Annotated in this window: 15 protein-coding genes and 1 pseudogene; 4 read left to right on the top strand and 12 right to left on the bottom strand. The window is 63.1% G+C overall.

Features of this window, described 5'->3' with window-relative positions; all coding sequences use genetic code 11:
* Positions 1 to 8 precede the first annotated feature (8 nt).
* Both AC0L2M_RS06875 and AC0L2M_RS06880 read left to right on the top strand, forming a co-directional pair.
* Positions 9 to 653: pseudogene (locus AC0L2M_RS06875) on the top strand (FAD binding domain-containing protein); the annotation flags it as partial.
* Between the two features lie 137 nt (positions 654 to 790).
* Positions 791 to 991 carry a hypothetical protein gene (locus AC0L2M_RS06880; RefSeq protein WP_473534495.1) on the top strand — a complete coding sequence of 67 codons (201 nt, stop codon included), beginning with the start codon at positions 791 to 793 and terminating at the stop codon, positions 989 to 991.
* 541 nt (positions 992 to 1,532) lie between these two features.
* Here AC0L2M_RS06880 and AC0L2M_RS06885 read toward each other — a convergent pair.
* Both AC0L2M_RS06885 and AC0L2M_RS06890 read right to left on the bottom strand, forming a co-directional pair.
* Positions 1,533 to 4,715 (bottom strand): efflux RND transporter permease subunit, encoded by a 3,183-nt coding sequence (locus AC0L2M_RS06885; protein ID WP_473534425.1) that lies wholly within the window; start codon positions 4,713 to 4,715, stop codon positions 1,533 to 1,535.
* On the bottom strand, positions 4,712 to 5,923 hold the full coding sequence (locus tag AC0L2M_RS06890; protein ID WP_473534426.1) for an efflux RND transporter periplasmic adaptor subunit: 1,212 nt from the start codon (positions 5,921 to 5,923) through the stop codon (positions 4,712 to 4,714). The genes AC0L2M_RS06885 and AC0L2M_RS06890 overlap by 4 nt, the downstream gene beginning before the upstream one ends.
* A gap of 1,097 nt (positions 5,924 to 7,020) precedes the next feature.
* On the opposite strand from AC0L2M_RS06890, the gene AC0L2M_RS06895 reads away from it, so the two are divergent.
* Both AC0L2M_RS06895 and AC0L2M_RS06900 read left to right on the top strand, forming a co-directional pair.
* On the top strand, positions 7,021 to 7,701 hold the full coding sequence (locus AC0L2M_RS06895) for a hypothetical protein (protein WP_473534427.1): 681 nt from the start codon (positions 7,021 to 7,023) through the stop codon (positions 7,699 to 7,701).
* A gap of 50 nt (positions 7,702 to 7,751) precedes the next feature.
* On the top strand, positions 7,752 to 7,967 hold the full coding sequence (locus AC0L2M_RS06900; protein ID WP_240992696.1) for a hypothetical protein: 216 nt from the start codon (positions 7,752 to 7,754) through the stop codon (positions 7,965 to 7,967).
* Between the two features lie 122 nt (positions 7,968 to 8,089).
* Here the strand turns inward: AC0L2M_RS06900 and AC0L2M_RS06905 are convergent, their stop codons facing one another.
* From AC0L2M_RS06905 to AC0L2M_RS06950, 10 genes are all read right to left on the bottom strand, one after another.
* On the bottom strand, positions 8,090 to 9,106 hold the full coding sequence (locus AC0L2M_RS06905; RefSeq protein ID WP_473532869.1) for a formate dehydrogenase subunit gamma: 1,017 nt from the start codon (positions 9,104 to 9,106) through the stop codon (positions 8,090 to 8,092).
* 54 nt (positions 9,107 to 9,160) lie between these two features.
* On the bottom strand, positions 9,161 to 9,757 hold the full coding sequence (gene fdh3B / locus AC0L2M_RS06910) for a formate dehydrogenase FDH3 subunit beta (protein WP_027151217.1): 597 nt from the start codon (positions 9,755 to 9,757) through the stop codon (positions 9,161 to 9,163).
* 15 nt (positions 9,758 to 9,772) lie between these two features.
* Positions 9,773 to 12,685: a formate dehydrogenase subunit alpha gene (locus tag AC0L2M_RS06915; RefSeq protein ID WP_473534428.1), complete on the bottom strand. Its 2,913-nt coding sequence runs from the start codon at positions 12,683 to 12,685 to the stop codon at positions 9,773 to 9,775.
* A 7-nt stretch (positions 12,686 to 12,692) separates the two neighbouring features.
* Positions 12,693 to 12,911: a formate dehydrogenase gene (locus AC0L2M_RS06920; RefSeq protein ID WP_287305002.1), complete on the bottom strand. Its 219-nt coding sequence runs from the start codon at positions 12,909 to 12,911 to the stop codon at positions 12,693 to 12,695.
* A gap of 33 nt (positions 12,912 to 12,944) precedes the next feature.
* Positions 12,945 to 13,604: a TorD/DmsD family molecular chaperone gene (locus AC0L2M_RS06925; RefSeq protein WP_128246372.1), complete on the bottom strand. Its 660-nt coding sequence runs from the start codon at positions 13,602 to 13,604 to the stop codon at positions 12,945 to 12,947.
* Positions 13,605 to 13,719: 115 nt separating this feature from the next.
* Complete coding sequence (locus tag AC0L2M_RS06930; protein ID WP_287219760.1) at positions 13,720 to 14,415, bottom strand: DUF3306 domain-containing protein; 696 nt, start codon at positions 14,413 to 14,415, stop codon at positions 13,720 to 13,722.
* The gene (locus tag AC0L2M_RS06935) at positions 14,412 to 14,924 is read right to left on the bottom strand and encodes a DUF3305 domain-containing protein (RefSeq protein ID WP_023797599.1); all 513 of its coding nucleotides are present in this window, start codon (positions 14,922 to 14,924) and stop codon (positions 14,412 to 14,414) included. Before AC0L2M_RS06935 ends, AC0L2M_RS06930 begins: the two co-directional genes overlap by 4 nt.
* Positions 14,925 to 14,937: 13 nt before the next feature.
* Positions 14,938 to 15,954, bottom strand: coding sequence for a DUF6352 family protein (locus AC0L2M_RS06940; protein ID WP_473534429.1), 1,017 nt, complete (start codon positions 15,952 to 15,954; stop codon positions 14,938 to 14,940).
* Positions 15,951 to 16,493: a DUF6505 family protein gene (locus AC0L2M_RS06945; RefSeq protein ID WP_473534430.1), complete on the bottom strand. Its 543-nt coding sequence runs from the start codon at positions 16,491 to 16,493 to the stop codon at positions 15,951 to 15,953. Before AC0L2M_RS06945 ends, AC0L2M_RS06940 begins: the two co-directional genes overlap by 4 nt.
* Positions 16,484 to 17,221, bottom strand: coding sequence for a biotin/lipoate--protein ligase family protein (locus AC0L2M_RS06950; RefSeq protein WP_473522919.1), 738 nt, complete (start codon positions 17,219 to 17,221; stop codon positions 16,484 to 16,486). Before AC0L2M_RS06950 ends, AC0L2M_RS06945 begins: the two co-directional genes overlap by 10 nt.
* Positions 17,222 to 17,260 lie beyond the last annotated feature (39 nt).

Below are 17,260 nucleotides of genomic sequence, written 5' to 3' on the forward strand. Positions count from 1 at the left end.
TCATGGCCATGAACAGCTTCGAATGGGTGGATGCCACGACGGTCGAGCAGGCAGCAGGTCTGCTTGCCGAAAGCACCGAGCAACGCCCCGTCATCGCGAAGGCGGGCGGGATCGACCTTCTGGACTTGATGAAGGAAGGGATTCTAGCGCCGATGCGACTCGTAAATCTGAAGACCATCCGCGGTCTCGACGAAGTCGACACGGAAAACCGGCTGTCGCTCGGCGCGCTTGTGACGCTGGACCGCATCGACAACGATCCACAGGTCCGCGCGCGCTACTTGGCGCTGTCGGATGCTGCCGGACATGCGGCGACGCCGCAGGTCCGCAACGCCGCAACGATCGGGGGCAATCTGCTGCAGCGGCCGCGCTGCTGGTATTTTCGGCACGACCATTTCCATGGCGAAGGTGCAGATGAGATGGGGAGCAGGGGCGCTGACGAGAACCAGCATCATGCGATCTTCGACAACGACAAAAACGCGATGGTCCACGCCTCGACGCCGGCGACGGCACTGGTCGCTTATGATGCAAGCGCCGAACTTGCCGGCGGCGCCAACGGCTCACGCGTCGTGAAGCTCTCGGATTTCTTCTTGCCACCCGAAATGCAGCGCGCTCACGATGCCAGGATCGAGACTGGCGAGGTTATGACGCGCGTGATCGTTCCGCCGCTGAACGCCGGGGCGAAGGCCGCCTACCGCAACCAGACCGAGCGCGACAGCTACGACTGGCCGATCTGCGATGTGGCGGTGGTGCTGACGATGGAGGGCCAGACAGTGCAAATGCTTCGATCGTCATGGGATGGGTCGCACCAACGCTTCGCCGCGCCGTCGAAAGCGAACGTCTCCTCATCGGCAACAGGCTTACCGACGGCTTGGCGCGACAGGCGGCCCGTGCCGCGGTGGCCGGCGCTACGCCGCTGGCGAAGAACGGCTATAAGGTGCCAGTGCTGGAGACGGTCGTTCGCCGCACGATCCTGGCTGCTGCCGCGGGCTAGCTGGGGCCGTCCAAAATGGGTTCGGCAACGTCGCAGCCACACGCGGCGCCGGCAGTCTGCCGACGGTTGCGCTCCAAGGGCGCACCCGGGACAGGTTACGGGAGCGGCGTCGACTTCAACGCAGGCTACAGTTCGACCGCAACATTCTGGTGTACCGCCACGGCCGGCGTCGTCGGGCCTGATGACTCCTACGTCCATCCGCACGTATGCATAGGCGATCGGATATGCTTCCTGAGTCCTTCAGAGCAGGATCGAGCTTCGTGACATTGGCGGAGAAGGCGACAACCAACTGTTGTGGGTACGATTAACTCTGGGGTAGCAAGTCGTCTCTCTGTGAGCGCCGTGACGACGGTTGGCACGCGGCTCACGGCAACCGGCCATTGAGCGTGCACGGTGCCACCAGAAGTGAATTGCTCGACGTTGCCATCAATCGCGGAGCAATACGGAACGATGCGAGAGGGTTTTTCGAAACTAAACTAGCCCATGAAAAAACCCGCCGGTCCGGCTTCAGCCTGAACCCGGCGCCTCATCGGCTCGGCGTCTACTCGGCTGCGCCGCTCTCGGAAGCCAGGGTCGGGCCGGCTTCAGGCCGCCTGCGCCGGAATGTCCTGCGCAGAGCAACGTAGAAGACCGGCGTCAGGAAGAGGCCGAACAACGTCACGCCCAGCATGCCGGAGAACACGGCCGTGCCGAGCGATTGGCGCATTTCCGCGCCAGGCCCGCTGGCGATCACCAGCGGCACCACGCCCAGGATGAAGGCGAATGCCGTCATCAGGATCGGCCGCAGCCGCAGCCGGCAGGCCTCGACAGCCGCCTCGACGGCGTCAAGGCCGCGCTCCTCACCTTGGCGCGCGAACTCGACGATCAGGATCGCGTTCTTCGCCGCCAGGCCGATGAGCACGATCAGCCCGATCTGCACGAGGATGTTGTTGTCGAGACCGCGGAAGGCGACGCCCAAGAGGGCGGCCAGCACGCTGAGCGGGACGATAAGCACGATGGCGAAGGGCGTAATCCAGCTTTCGTATAGCGCGGCGAGCACCAGAAAGACGAACAAAACCGACAGGCCGAAGATGAAGACTGCCGTGTTGCCGGTCTGCCGCTCCTGGAAGGCGAGTTCAGTCCATTCGAAGGAAGTGCCCTGCGGCAGCGATTCGGCTGCGATCCCCTCCATCAGGTCGAGCGCCGTGCCCGTGGCGACACCCGGCGCTGCATTGCCCTGAAGCGGCACGGAGACATACATGTTGTAGCGCTGCACGAGCGAGGGACCGGTGACGTCGCGGATCTCGATCAGTGTGCCGAGCGGCACCAGGTCGCCGGCCGCCGAGCGCACCTTCAGCTTCAATATGTCGTCGCGATCGATGCGGAAAGCCTGGTCGGCTTGCGCCCGCACCTGGTAGACACGACCGAAGGCATTGAAATCGTTGACGTAGGCGGTGCCTAGATTGATCGACAGCGTCTCGAAGATGTTGGGGATCGGCACGTTCAGCATGCGCGCCTTGTCGCGGTCGATCGCCAGGAAGAATTGCGGGCTGGAGGCCGAGAAGGTGGTGAAGACGCCCATCAACCCGGGCGTCTGGTTGGCCTTGCCGGCGATTTCGTTGGCCAGCGCCAGAATCGGCCGCATGTCGGCGCTGTTGCGCTCCTGGAGCATCATCTTGAAGCCGCCGGAGTTGCCGATGCCCCGCACTGGCGGCGGCGGCAGCGCGATGATGAAGGCCTCCTGGATGCTTTGCAGGCTGCCAAACAGCGTGCCGATGATCTTGTCGGAAGTATCGCCGCTCTCGAGCCGTTCCTCGAAGCTCTTGAATGGCGCGAAGATCACGCCGGAATTGCTGGCGTTGGTGAATGTCGCGCCGTTGAATCCTGCGAAGGCGACGGCGTTGGCGACACCCGGGGTCTCGCGGATGATATCCGACGCCTTCTGGATGATTGCGTCCGTTCGGGCGAGCGAAGAGCCCTCCGGCAATTGCACGACGACGATCGCATAACCCTGGTCCATGTTCGGGATGAAGCCGCGCGGCACCGTCTGCAGCATGTGATAGGTCGCGTAGAGCAGGCCTGCGAAGACGAGCAGCATGGCGGCAAGCGCCAGAGTCGTTCCGACCAGTCTGTGCACCAGCCACGCATAGCCGTCCGCCATCCTGTCGAACCCGTTGTTGAACCCGTTCGCCAGAGCGCGGCCGAACCTTGCCAGGAAGAAGTTCGAATGTTCCTCGCTGTGCGGCTTGAAAAGCACGCCAGCGAGAGCCGGCGAAAGCGTCAGCGAGTTGAATGCGGAGATCGCGGTGGAGACCGCGATGGTGATGGCGAACTGCAGGTAGAACTGGCCGGAAATCCCGGGAATGAAAGCCGCCGGAACGAAGACGGAGATCAGCACCAGCGAGATCGCGAGGACCGCGTTTCCCACTTCATCCATGGTCTTGTGCGCAGCGGCGCGCGGAGCGAGCCCCAGCCGGATGTTCCGCTCGATATTTTCCACAACCACGATGGCGTCGTCGACAACGATGCCGACCGCCAGCACCAGCCCGAACAGAGTGAGCATGTTAAGCGAGAAGCCGAAGGCGAGCAGCACGGCAAGCGTCCCGATCAGCGAGACCGGTATCGCCACGATCGGCACGATCGCCATGCGCCATGACTGCAGGAACACGATGATGACGATCACCACCAGCAGGATCGCCTCGGCGATGGTGACATAGACCTCGTTGATAGATTCGGCGATGAACTCGGTCGGATTGTAGATGATCTCGTAGGCCAGCCCCTCCGGGAAATCCTCCGAAAGCTCCGCGATGGTCTGCTGGATTTCTTCCGCCGAGGCCAAGGCATTGGTGCCCGGCCGCTGGAAGATGCCGAGCGCCACCGCCGCCTTGTTGTTGAGATAGGAATTGGTGACGTAGTCCCTGGCGCCGAGCTCTATGCGCGCCACGTCCTGCAGGGAGATCAAGCGGCCGTCCTCGGTCGACTTGACTATGACGTAGCGGAAGTCGCGTGCGTCTTCGAAGCGCCCTTGCGTGGTGACCGTATACTGGAAGGCCGAGCCGTCGCCAATCGGCGGCGCGCCGATCGAGCCGCCCGACACCTGGACGTTCTGGTCGCGCAGCGCCTGGACTACGTCGCCTGCGGTCATGCCGTAGGCGGACAGCTTTTCCGGGTCGAGCCAGACGCGCAGCGAATATTCGCGCTCGCCGAAGATCTGCACGTCGCCGACGCCGTCCAGTCTCAGCAGGACGTCGCGCACGCGCGAACGCGCATAATTCGAGACGTAGAGCTGATCATACGTGTCGTCGGGCGACAGCATATGGATGACCATCATCAGGTCGGGCGAACTTTTCGCCGTGGTGATGCCGAGCCGGCGCACCTCTTCCGGCAGGCGCGCTTCGGCGATCGAGACGCGGTTCTGGACCAGCACCTGCGCCGCGTCGAGATCGGTGCCGGGGCGGAAGGTGATGGTGAGCGACATCGAGCCTTCGCCGGAGGAATAGGACGACATGTAGAGCATGTGCTCGACGCCGTTGATTTCCTGTTCGATCGGCGTCGCCACGGTCGCGGCGACCGTCTCGGCGTCGGCGCCCGGATAGGAGGCGCGCACCACGATGGTCGGTGGCGCGATTTCGGGATATTGCGCGACCGGAAGCTGCGTATAGGCGATGCCGCCGACGAGCACGAGCACGATCGACAGCACCACCGCGAAGATCGGGCGGTTGACGAAGAAATGGGCGAAGTTCATTGCGTCTGCCCTTCCGCTTCAACCTTGGGCGGCAATTTGGTCATCTCGGGCTTGACGGTGACGCCCGGCCGCACTCGCACCAGCCCGTTGACTACCACAGTCTCTTCGCCGGTGAGGCCCTCACGGATAACGCGATAGCCGTCGATGCGCGGGCCGGTGCGGACCGGCTTGGCCGAGATCAGGCCTGCCTGGTCGACAACGAAGACGATGCGGCGGTTCTGGTCGGCGCCAATCGCCTCGTCAGGCAGAAGCACGCCCGGATGCGGAAGCGAGCCGGGCACGTTGATGCGGCCGAACATGCCCGGCTGCAGCACGCCGTCCTTGTTGTCGAAGCGCGCCCTGGCCCGCATCGTGCCGGTAGCTTCGTCCAGACGGTTCTCGGCGAAGTCGAGCTTGCCCTTGACCGTCGCTTCATCACGGTCGGCGACACGGACGATAACATCGACGCCGCCGGCGCCCTCCTGCATGACGCCGCCGCGCTCGCGGGCGTCGCGCGCATAAGCGAAGTAGCTCCGCTCATCGATGTCGAAATAGAAGTCGATCGGGTCGATCGAGACGATGGTGGTCAGCACGGTCTGGTCGGCCTGCACCAGATTGCCCGGCGAGATGAGCCGGCGGTCGACCCGGCCGGAAAACGGCGCCTTGATCTCGGTGAATTCGAGATCGAGACTTGCGTTTTCAAGTGCCGCCTCCGCGCCGTCCAGTTGCGCTTGGGCGGCGAGATATTCGCGGCGGCGGTCGTCCAGTGTCGAAACCGGTATGTTGCCTTCGCGCGACAGTGTCTCGGCGCGCTCGAACTGCATCTTGCTGAATTCGACCAGGGTCTTGGCCGAGTCGACCTGCGCCTGCGCCTGGTTCAGCGCCGCCTTGAACGGCCGCTGGTCGATGGTGAACAGGAGGTCGCCCTGCTTGACCAGCGTACCGTCCTGGAAATGGACCTGGTCGAGATAGCCGCCGACGCGGGAGCGCAGCGAAACCTGGTCGACGGCTTCGAAACGGCCGACGAACTCATCGTCCTCGACGATATCGCGCACCAGCGGCTTGGCTACCGTGACGACGGGCGCGGGAGGCGCTTCCTGCGCCTGTGCGGCTGGGGCCGCGAGCAAGCCGAGCGCCGCGAAGGCCGCGGCGGCGAGCCATTTTGCAGGGACGTTTCTGCTGGAGGGGGCGGCCAGAGAATCGTGGCGGAGGCGTGCAGCGTGAACCATGGTTACCCCTCGTAATCGGTCCTTCATGCGAAGTCCGTAACATCTAGGCAGCGGGTGTGCCGCACAAATCAATTTTTTGTACTGACCACCACAACCGACAGCTTGCTACTGAACAAACATCGAACATCGTCAATCTTGACAAGGAAGCGGCTAACCGCGGAGCGCGAACGCACATCTCGCGTTTATCCGCTGCGTAGGCATCGCCATGCGCTCGAGCCAAAGCGGATCTGACAAGCCATTGCGCATCCCGACGTGCGGCGGTTGTGTCGGGAGGAACAGGGCCGCTCCCGCATAGAGGTCCGACCTGCTTCTCATTCTGCGGTTATAGGCGGCGATATAGACTTCGATTAAATCGGCAGATTGGACATTTGCTACACTCCGAAAACGCTATTGCACCACCCGCATAGCATTGGGACGTGACAACCGCACGTCCGCTCGTCTCCTGCAGTTTGGAAAAAAGATCGTCGATAAGCGGCGCATGTATGGCGCGAACCGGTCAAGCACCTTATCGGAAGCGTGCTGCTGTGGTGCGGGCGATTTCAATCAATCTACAAGGTTCGACGCGAATCGAAGTCCGGACGGTCATTTTGCGCGCGTCCTGGAGCTTATCTTTCGACTTGGTCTGGTAAGCGCATGGCATGAATTCCACGACGAAAGGTTCGGCGAGGAAAAGTCACCGACCTACTTCCATCGATGGAAGCAGGATCAGGCCTTCCATATCGACTACATATTTGTGCCTCGGAACGTTCCCATTCCTTTGTCGAACTCGGCACCTATGACGAGATCGCCATAACAAAGCTGAGCGACCACGTACCCCTCTCGGCGGACATTCGAATCCCCGTCCGCAATTGGCCTTCGCTTTAGCCAAGGCGGGCGCATCCAATCGCTCGCCAAGCAGCCCTTGCGACTTCAGCAATCATCGGTGCTCGCCTCGTCGAGGGCGGGCGCATTCGTTGAGCTGAAGAGTCGGGAAGGCCGCGGGATCGCCCGATGGCCGAATTGCGAGGCAGGCGTCGCAATTCCATGGATCGTTCGGGCACCTCTGACGTTATGTTGTCGCGGAGGCGGGTGATTTTCATCACGGAAGGAGCAAGGCGATGAAAAAAATGCTTCTCGCAGGAATCGTTGCCCTGTCGGCGTCAACATCGCTGGCGCAGACGAGCACTGCCCCCGAGCCAGCGGCTCCAGCGGCTCCAGCGGCTGAAACACCTGCCCAGCAGGCAGGCGGGCCTGCAAATCTCTGCCAGGAGCTCCTCGCCTTCATGAAGGCGCCTGCGGAAGCGGTCAGCCCGACCGCTGCTGCCCCGGCTCAGCAGTCTGGCACATCCTCTACCAGCGCAGCCGCGCCGGCCAAGCCGGAGGCAGGGACCGGCTCGGCGCAGAAAATTACCGGGCAGGCTGGGGTTGCCAGCGATGCTCCACAACCGAGCAAGGAGAAGGTGGCCAGCGGATCGGCGACGAACGCGCCCCAGAAGGAAAGCAGAGCCGCGCCGGTGCCCCCCTCCGATACGTCGAGCACTCCCAAGGATTCCGTGATCAACGCCGCGAAAGCGGAGGAACTGGCCGCCGCCAATGACATTGCACAATGCCAGAAGACCGCGCGGGAAATGCGAGTGGCCGGCGTCGCCATGCCGCCGCCGTTGCTTGCACTGGCGGCGCTCGACTTGCAGTATCAGCAAAAGTCCGGTGCGGCCCCTCAGGGATCTGGCAATCCATCTGTGACGGGGCAGGATCCTGCGCCGCAGACTCCAGCGCCGCAGACGCCACCGCCACAATGAGAGCATGACTGCGGACTTTGAGAAGGTGAAAGGGAGAAGGCGGGATGGGTATGATCTTGACCGGAATTGTCGTTTCGATCGCAATCGCGTTCGGGGCCGGCTATTTTCTTCTGAGCGCGCAGCAGCAACAGCCGGCATGGCAGGTTTACAGCAGCGAGAGCACTCGCGTCGGCGATCCGGGGCACAATCTGGTCGGTCAAAACTGGACCGGCGAACCGGGCGACAACTCAACCGCAGCCGCGGGCGGCGAGGAGACGCCTTCGTAGCCTGGATATCCACCTGCGCTCGCTGCCGTGGATTTTGAGGCTGCGCAATGAAAGCCTAGTGGCACTCCCAAAAAAAATGCCCGGACCATTGGCCCGGGCATTCCGATTGTGCGCAGAAGCTTTTATTCGGCCGGTTCGGCCGCCGAGCGCGGCGGTATCGTACCTTTCGCCTCCTGCGTTTCGACCCAAGCGCTATGATGCTCCTTCGCCCAGTTGATATCGACCGTGCCCGAGCCCATTGCTTCGTAGGCGCCTTCCATCCCGAGCGTGCCGATATAGATGTGAGCGATAATAACAGCGATCAGGATTATGCCGACAGTCGCATGAACATACTGGGCCGTCTGCATGCCGTTTATGTCGGTGAATGCGAACGGGAACAGCATGAATATGCCGGACACCGACAGCGCAATCCCACCGAGCACGACGGCCCAGAAGATGAGCTTCTGGCCGGTGTTGAAACGTCCGGCCGGCGGATGCGTCCGGTTGGTCTTGTCGAAGAAGCCGCCGCCGACTCTGAGCCAATGCGCGTCATGGCGATCGGGAAGGTTGTCCCAGACCCATGTCACCAGCATGACCAATATGCCGAGCATGAACGCCCAGGAGACGAAGTCGTGGGCGTATTTCGCCCAGATCGACCAGGTTGAAAATGCATCGGCCCCGATCAGCGGCATCAGCAGACGCTTGCCGAAGATAAAGTTCAAGCCGGTGATGGCCAGGATGATGAACGCCGTGGCGGTCATCCAGTGGGTCAGCCGCTCCAGGGCACCGAAGCGCAAAATCCTTACGCTCGATTCGGGCGCCAATGTACGGATGCGGCCCCGGTAGACATAGAACAGCGCCAGCAGCAGCAAAATGCCTGTTATCGCGATGCCGCCGATCCAAGGCAGCCAGCCCTCGTGGAAGCTGCGGTAATCGCGGCCTTGCGGCTGCTCGAGCAAGCCGGCGGCCGTATTGGGCAGGGTGACGCGTCCCTCGATCTTCCGCAGCTCATCAAGAAGCTGCTGTTCGTTCACCGCCTGAGCGGTCGGGTTGCTCCCGGATGGGGCTTGCGCGTACACGGGCGCGGCGACCAGCAGCGTGAGCGTCATGAACGCCGCGATAGCCTGCGGCATCAGTCGACCAAGCCTGTTGTCCGGCATTTATGCGTCCTCCGTGAAAACTCCGTTTGCGCGCGGGACGAGCCCGACTGCCTCCTACACGTCGATCGTTTCTCGATAGGCCGTCTGCCAGCCCCAGGCTCCCGAACCATAGCCACGCTGCGTCACACGCTCCTTGTAGATCGCCGCGATGATCTCGCCGTCGCCGGCCAGGAGCGACTTGGTTGAACACATTTCGGCGCAAAGCGGCAGCTTGCCTTCAGCCAGCCGGTTGGCCCCGTACTTGGCATATTCGATTTCGGTGGAATCACCTTCCGGGCCTGCGGCGCAGAAGGTGCATTTGTCCATCTTGCCGCGCGAACCGAAGTTGCCCACACGAGGATATTGCGGGGCGCCGAACGGGCAGGCGTAGAAGCAATAACCGCACCCGATGCAGAGGTCCTTGGAGTGGAGCACCACCGCGTCGGCCGTGGTGTAGAAGCAGTCGACCGGGCAGACCGCCGCGCAAGGCGCGTCGGTGCAATGCATGCACGCCATCGAGACGGATCGTTCACCGGGCTTGCCGTCATTGATGGTGACGACGCGGCGCCGGTTGATGCCCCATGGCACGTCGTGCTCGTTCTTGCAGGCGGTGACGCAGGCATTGCACTCGATGCAACGATCAGCGTCGCAAAGGAATTTCATCCTGGCCATTTCTGTTCCTCCCGTTCACGCCGCAACGATCTGGCAGAGCGTGCACTTCGGCTCCTGCATGCCCGTCACCGGGTCGTAGCCGTAGGTGGTGATGCTGTTGACGCTCTCTCCCAGAACATATGGATCGGTGCCCTGCGGATAGTAGGCCCTGAGATCCTTGCCCTGGAACCAGCCACCGAAGTGGAAGGGCATGAACGCGACGCCGCGGCCGACGCGCTCCGTGACCAGAGCCCTCACCCGCGCCCTCGCGTTGTTCTCGGCACCATTGACCCAAACCCAGGTCCCATCGCCGATGCCGCGTTCGGATGCATCGGCCGGGTTGATCTCGACGAACATCTCCTGCTGCAGCTCGGCCAGCCATCTGTTCGACCGCGTTTCCTCGCCGCCGCCCTCATATTCGACGAGCCGGCCGCTGGTCAGGATCAGCGGGAACGTCTTGGCGATGCCCTTTTCCACCGCCGCCTGCTGCACGCTGAAGCCTATGTTCGGCAACCGGAACTGTGTGGCGTCGGGATAGGTCGGATATTTTGCGACCAGATCCACCCTCGGCGAATAGATCGGCTCGCGATGGGTGGGTACCGGGTCGGGCAGGTTCCACGCTACTGCGCGCGCTTTGCCGTTGCCGTAGGGATGGCAGCCATGGCTGAGCACGACGCGCTGGATCCCGCCTGACAGATCCGTCGACCACGAGACCTTGTTGATGTCGTCGCCGATCTTTTCGATCACGGCGCGTTCTTGCGCCGTCAGATCCTTGTCCCAGCCGAGTTTCTTGAGCACGGCCATGGTGAACTCCGGATAGCCGTCGGTGAGTTCCGAGCCTTGCGTGTAGGAGCCTTCCGCCAATAGGGTCTGGCCGTTTCGTTCGACGCCGAAGCGGGCGCGGAACGGGCTGCCGCCGTCCATGACATGCAGGCCGGTGCTGTAAAGATTGGCCGTACCCGGGTGGCGGATCTCAGGCTTGCCCCAACATGGCCAAGGCAGGCCGTAATAGTCGCCGCCGACCTCGGGATCGTCCTTGGGAGCCCGCATCGTCACCAGGTCGAACTTGTGCTGGTTCTTCATATGCGCCTTGAGCCGCTCCGGCGACTGACCGCAATAGCCCGTCGACCAGCTGCCGCGGTTCATCTCGCGCAGCACGTCCTCCGGCACCGGACGGTCGCCCTCGACGGCTATCTTCTTGAACATCTTGTCGGCAAGCCCGAGCTTCTTCGACAACAGATAGATGACCTGGTAGTCGTCCTTCTGCTCGAAGCTCGGCTTCACGATCTGCTCACCCCACTGGATGGCCCGATTTGAGGCGACGCGCGAGCCTGACGTCTCGAATTGCGTGCAGACCGGCAACAGATAAGTGTTGTCCTTTCGCCCCGCCTCCACCGCCAGCGATGCCCAAGTGGTGGGATGGGGATCGGCGACGACAAGCAGCTCCAGGCCTGTCAGGCCTTTCATCGAATCCGGGATACGGGTGATACTGTTGCTGGCGTGGCCCTGAATGAACATGGCGCGCATGCTGTCGCGCTGCGCTATCTTGTCCTTGGGCAGCGAGACGGAATCGAACCACCTTGTCAGCGGTATGCCCGGGGTTTCCATGGCATCCTTCGAGTCGAACTGGCTCAGCAGGTCCTCGTAGGGGATCTCCCAAACGCGCGACCAGTGCTTCCAGGCGCTTTCCGTCAGCCCGTAATAGAAGGGCAGGGTGACCACATCGAGCCCGATATCCGTCGCGCCCTGGACGTTGTCATGGCCGCGGAAGATGTTCGCGCCCGTCCCCGGCTTGCCGACATTGCCGGTGGCGAGACACAGTATGCAACTTGCGCGTGTATTGGCCGTGCCAACCGTGTGGTGTGTCTGGCCCATGCACCAGATCATCGTCGACGGCTTCTGCGTGGCGAACATCTCGGCGACACGCTTCACCTGATCGCCAGGCACGCCGGTGATCTGTTCAACCTCCTCCGGCGTGTATTTCGCGACTTCCTTGCGGACCTCATCCATCCCGTAGACGCGCTGCGCGATGAATTCCTTGTCCTCCCAGCCGTTCTCGAAGATGTGCCATAGCATGCCCCACAACAGCGCTATGTCAGTGCCGGACCGGAACCGGACGTACTCGGTCGCATGGGCGGCGGTGCGCGTGAAACGGGGATCGATGACGATCAGATTGGCCTGGTTGAGTTCCTTGCCTTCCAGCAGATGCTGCATCGCTATCGGATGCGCCTCAGCCGGGTTGCCGCCCATGATGATCATGGTCTTCGAATTGCGGATATCGTTGAAGGAGTTCGTCATCGCGCCGTAGCCCCAGGTGTTGGCTACGCCGGCGACGGTCGTCGAATGACAGATGCGGGCCTGGTGGTCCTGATTGTTTGTTCCCCACAGCGCCGCGAGCTTGCGGAAGAGATAGGTTCCTTCGTTGGAAAACTTGGCCGACCCCATCCAGTAGACGGATTCCGGGCCGGACTTTTCACGGATCTCGAGCAGTTTGTCGCCAATCCCATTGATTGCGTCGTCCCAGGAGACACGCTCCCACTGCCCTGCGGTGAGCTTCATCGGGTATTTCAGCCGGCGGTCGCTGTGTACGAGCTCGCGTACGCTTGCGCCCTTGGCGCAATGGGAGCCGCGGTTGATCGGGCTGTCCCACGAAGGCTCCTGACCGGTCCAAACTCCGTTCTGGACTTCGGCGGTAACGGTGCAGCCGACCGCGCAATGGGTGCAGACGCTTTTCTTCAGTTCTATAGGCACGCCCGGCTGCGGCGGACTGATGGCCGCCGCCTTCTGAACGGTGCCGAGCTGGAACGACCCGAGTGCAGCCATTCCGCCGGCCGCGAGACCGGAACGGCGAAGGAAGGTTCGCCGGTCGATGGGAGCGGAGGCGACCGTGCCCATCAGTGTGTGCAATCTTGTGCGGCTCGCCTGACCGCTCTTGCGCTTGGTCAGCATGGCGCCCTCATTTCTTCAACGTCTCATAACCGTTCACACGGTAGAATGCCTTGACGTGTTCGGTCTCGCGGTAGCGAGCCCTCGTCTCCTCCTCACCGGGATCGTAAGCTTGCGCTTCTCCTGGGGTGAGCGTCACGGCGGCGGCGGCCACGGCGGTAGTGGATGCGCCGCCGAAGGCGCGAAGGAAACTGCGGCGGTTCATTGCCGTCCGTTGCTTTTCCTGCATCTGCCTTCCTCCCTATGCGTCGACGCGATCAGGTCACGAGCTTGGTCGCGCCTCCATGGCAAAGCCTTCGGCTTCGATGTCGATGAAAATCCGCCCCAACGCGCCGACTGCCCGGTAAAACCTGGCCGAGGCCGCGTTTTCCAGATCGGCCAAGAAACGGCTCGCCCACGGCGCGATGTGACGTTCAAAGAAGTCCCGCTCCTCGCCGGCGGGAACCACGAAATGGGTGGCGGCAAAGCCGCTCATGATCTCGAACAGCGTGCCGAGATGATCTTCCGGGTCAAAATGACCTTCCGCGCGTTCAAGGCCGAGGCGCCTCATGTCCCCGCGCAGGCGGGCAAGCGGCCGTTCGTTGAGAAAGCCGGTCAGGTAGTAAGAGGCGTAGGGAACGAGTTCGCCGCGCCCGACCCCGATGAAGAGCTCGAAATACTCGCGACTGACGGCAACCGGAGAGGCTGAAGAAGCGGCCTGGCCGAGTGCGGCATGAGCCTTGCCGAGCGGGGTCTCGGCGTCGCCTCGCAACCCGGAAAGCCGCGCCATGAGGTTTGCATCCGGAGCGGCCAGGAGAAGCGTGGCGAGCAGCGCGTACTCATCCGCGCGTGCGCTGTTCACGTCGTTGACGGCAGCATCTTCTACGCCGGGAACCAGAGCGTCAGCTCCGAACGACGTGCCGATTGCCTCCTCCAGGCGCAAGTCTGGGTTCATCTACTGACCTCGACCGTGCCCCTCAACGAGTGGGTAAAGTGAATACTAGTGCCCCGCCCGGCAATTGCAACAGCGACTGTGCCAAAATGGCAACAAATCCAGATCAGCGCGGCATGGCGCCGCCATGGCGTCGCTGGCGATCGATCGGCGATGATTCCGCGGCGCCGGCGCCTTCGTCGCGGTCGATGGCGGTCCCGGCGCCGTCGGCCGAAGGAGATTCGGGGTTTGCCGGTTCGATCGAACTGTCCGGCGTGACAGAATCCGACCCATCGGCTGAGGCGTTCACGCCCTCGTCCGCCAAAACGGCGCTGGTCGCTGGCGCCTTCTCCGGCGCCTGCGAAGCCATGGCGGCGGGTGCCGGATCGGTCGGGTTGCCGCCGTTCGACAGGAAATCCACGACAGCTTCGCTGGATGCTTTCAAGGGGCCGAATCCCGCCATGGATCCAGGGCTGTTGAAGTCCCAGGCATATTCGGAAGGCCCGATATGATCACGAATTGCCGGATCGAGCGACCACATCTTGCGCAATGCGGCGCGCTTCAACATTTTGGGCACGCCTTTGCGCAGGAAGGCTGAGAGATCGCTTTGAGCGGTCAGATCCTCGAGGCGAGGGAGGGGCTCGGCGGGCTCGGCGGCCTCCGGCTCGACAATTGCTGGTGCAAGCTGCTCACCAGTATCGGCTGGCGCCGCAACTTCGTCAGGCGAAAGCTGATCGTTCTGCGGCCCCGCAGTCGAACTGTAACGCGCCGCCTGTTTCAGGCGCGACCAGCGGGCGAAGACATTGTCGCGTCCCGCGCTCATTCGGCATCATCCGTCGTTCCGGAACGAGGACCGCGCCTCGCCAGGGCATCAGGGTCCGCCCGATCGCGCTTGCGCTTGATGAAAGGACGCTCGACGTGATGCGTCTCGACAAAGGCGGCCAGCCATTGCTGAAGCTCGATCGGCATCGGCACGGCCTCGATGATGTCGGGGCCAGCCTCGGTCAGCGACTCGCCCTCGAAAGGGTCAGCGGTCACCAGGTGCAGCACAACTCCGGGTGGAGCATCGCTCGACCGGAGCGCGATCCACAGGCTAGGCCGCCCCGAACGGAGGTTGTCCCGGTACATGCCCGTGTCGCACCCGAAGAGCTCAAGCTTGAAAGTTCCGGCATAGAAGCGCGTCACGCCGTCTGATTCGTGCAGCACCGACCATGGCGCCGCGCTCGGCGCGCCCGCCAGCACGGCCACGGGAACCCAGACATGGTCGATCCACGGGTTGTCCAGAGCCCGTCGCTCGACGATCACCCCGACTTCCGCCGTCTCCCGCACCATGGCACCAATCCTCCTAGTTCACCGTCCCTGGGGCGCGAAACGGCAGGCCTGCGACAAGGTTCTGCGGCTTCATGCGGATCGTTCGGTCAGGGGTCATGGCAATTATGAGCCAGACGGGCCTGGCGCCCACCTGCGGCAGTACTTCGCCTGTGTCGGAGAAGGTGAGCCGGAACAGTGCAATCACGCGCTGTGCAGCCTCCGGGTCAAGTTCATCGCCGGCCCAGAGCGTGTTGCCGATGCGGGTCGCTTCGGCGTCGAGGCCGACGAACCAGGCCCAGTCCTGGTCCTCGATCCGCTCCACCGGCTCGATCTCCACGTCCACCGCAAGTAGATGGCGAACCCAGATCTCCATTGCGGTGGCAAGGCCGCGCCGGGTCGGACTGCGCGCGCTGCCCAGCTTGAGCACCATATCGAAAGCGTCGCTCCTGGCAAAGTAACTCTCGGAATTGTTCTCGTCGAGTATCTCCAGTTCCGTGACAGCTGGGCCACCAAGCATGCCGAGGAGCGGCGAGGCATGGCGGTTCTGTTCATGCAGTTCAATGGTTTCGGCATCGGCGAGAAGCACCGTCCCCTCGTGGCACGTCACCCGTTGTGGCCGATAAAACAGCTCAGCGGCTCGCACGACGCAGGCGTCGTGCTGACCATCCAGCGCATTGCGCAGGACGACCTGCGCAAGCTGGTTCATGAACAGCGGCGGGATATTTTCGGCCGAGCCGCGCGCCAGCGCGAGATATGCGGCCTCGAGCGAGGGAGCGGCCAGCACATGGTCGCGAAAGGCGATCATGAACTCCCAGTTCTCGCGCGCATCCGGATCCTCCAAGGCGGCGATCTCCTGCTTGGCGACCGGCCGGCGCGGATGATGCATCAAAAGTTCGTGATGCAGGCGCAACTCCGCCGGGCAGGCCGTTTCGGGGGGAAGAAGCTCTGGCCGCGCAAAATATGCCTTCAGAAAGGAGTCGGTCACTAGCAGGCGCCCGGCCTCATCCCTGTCGAGAAGGTGATGACCTGAGGAAACCCAGAAATCCTTCACTTCTGCCTCCCGGCCAATGCAAGGAGATCGAACTTTTCCGTCGACGCGTCCTCGCCCTCGATTTCGACAAAGCGGAATGCCGTTGCCGGCTCCAGCCGGCTCGCCTTGCGATGCAGGGTGCGGAAACACTCCCGGGTGCCGGTCTGTTCGCTGGTGCGGTTGACCCCTATCAGCGTGTTTGGCGGGTGGTCGCACAGCGATTGCGCGAAGGCTATCTCCTCTTCGGCGGCGGCCCGCGCCGTTTCGATGTCTGGCGCACCGCATCGCACCACAAGCTGCTCGGCCAGCCGATCGACGGCGGCCGCGCGATCAAGCGCGGTCGCGTCGGTGACCACGACGAGGGTGGACCAGCCGAAGCTGTCAATGCCGAGGAACCCGGCGCGGAACGCCTGTCGTTCCTTGCCGGAAAGCCTGGCCACATCGGCGCCGAAGAACAGGAAGGTGCCGGTCACCGCCCATTCGCCCGGTTCTGCAGCGCGCGAATAGACAAACGTGTCCGATGGATCGAGGCGGATCGTTCGCGGCAGCTTCAAAGCCATGGCGTGCCCGTCATCGGATCGAGCCAGGAGGGCCTGGCAAGCGCCTCGGGCAGGCTTCTTCGCTCGCGAAGCCCGTGAGAGGCCGTGTCGGAAATCAGCAGATCGCCGTTGCCGGCAAGCTCTGCATGCTCATCGCCCTTTCGGGGCAGCCGGTCGAGCCAGCGGCTGGCGATCGAACCGAAGCCGGTATCGCTCCATTCGTGGAATGCGGCCATCAGATGGCGGGAGAAGCTCGCAACGATCTCACCGGCATCGAGCGCCACGAAGCCGAGTTCGTCAAGCGCGCCAAGCAGCGGCCGCAGACCGGGCTCGCCGGCGCGGATGACGGCGGTGCGGATCATGCCGGAGAAGACGATCCAGTCGGGGATTTCGTTCTCCCGTGCCCCTTCCGGCCAGCCCAGGCGGGCGCCGCCGACGAGAACCCCGTCGACGCGAACAGTGTCGGGCCAGTCGAAGGTGATGGGCCGCGACGGCGGAGCATGGACTGCAAGCGCATCGGCAAGTGCGTTCATGCCGGCATAGATCGCGCGACGCGCATCCTCCAGCGGCTCTTCAGGCTCGAGCACCACTGCGAATTCGGCCAGATCGTAGCGGCGCACCCAGGCAAGCGTGCCTGCCCCTTCGTCTGCCGCAATCGCGCAGGCGTGCGCAAAGGCGTCACCGGCCTCTCTCAGCGGCACGAGGCTGTAAGGCGGTGGCAGTTGGAGGTCGCTGACAGAGGGCCGCATAGGCCGATCCATATTTTGATGACGGCGACTGTAATTTCT

This window comes from Mesorhizobium sp. WSM4806, from assembly GCF_055811635.1.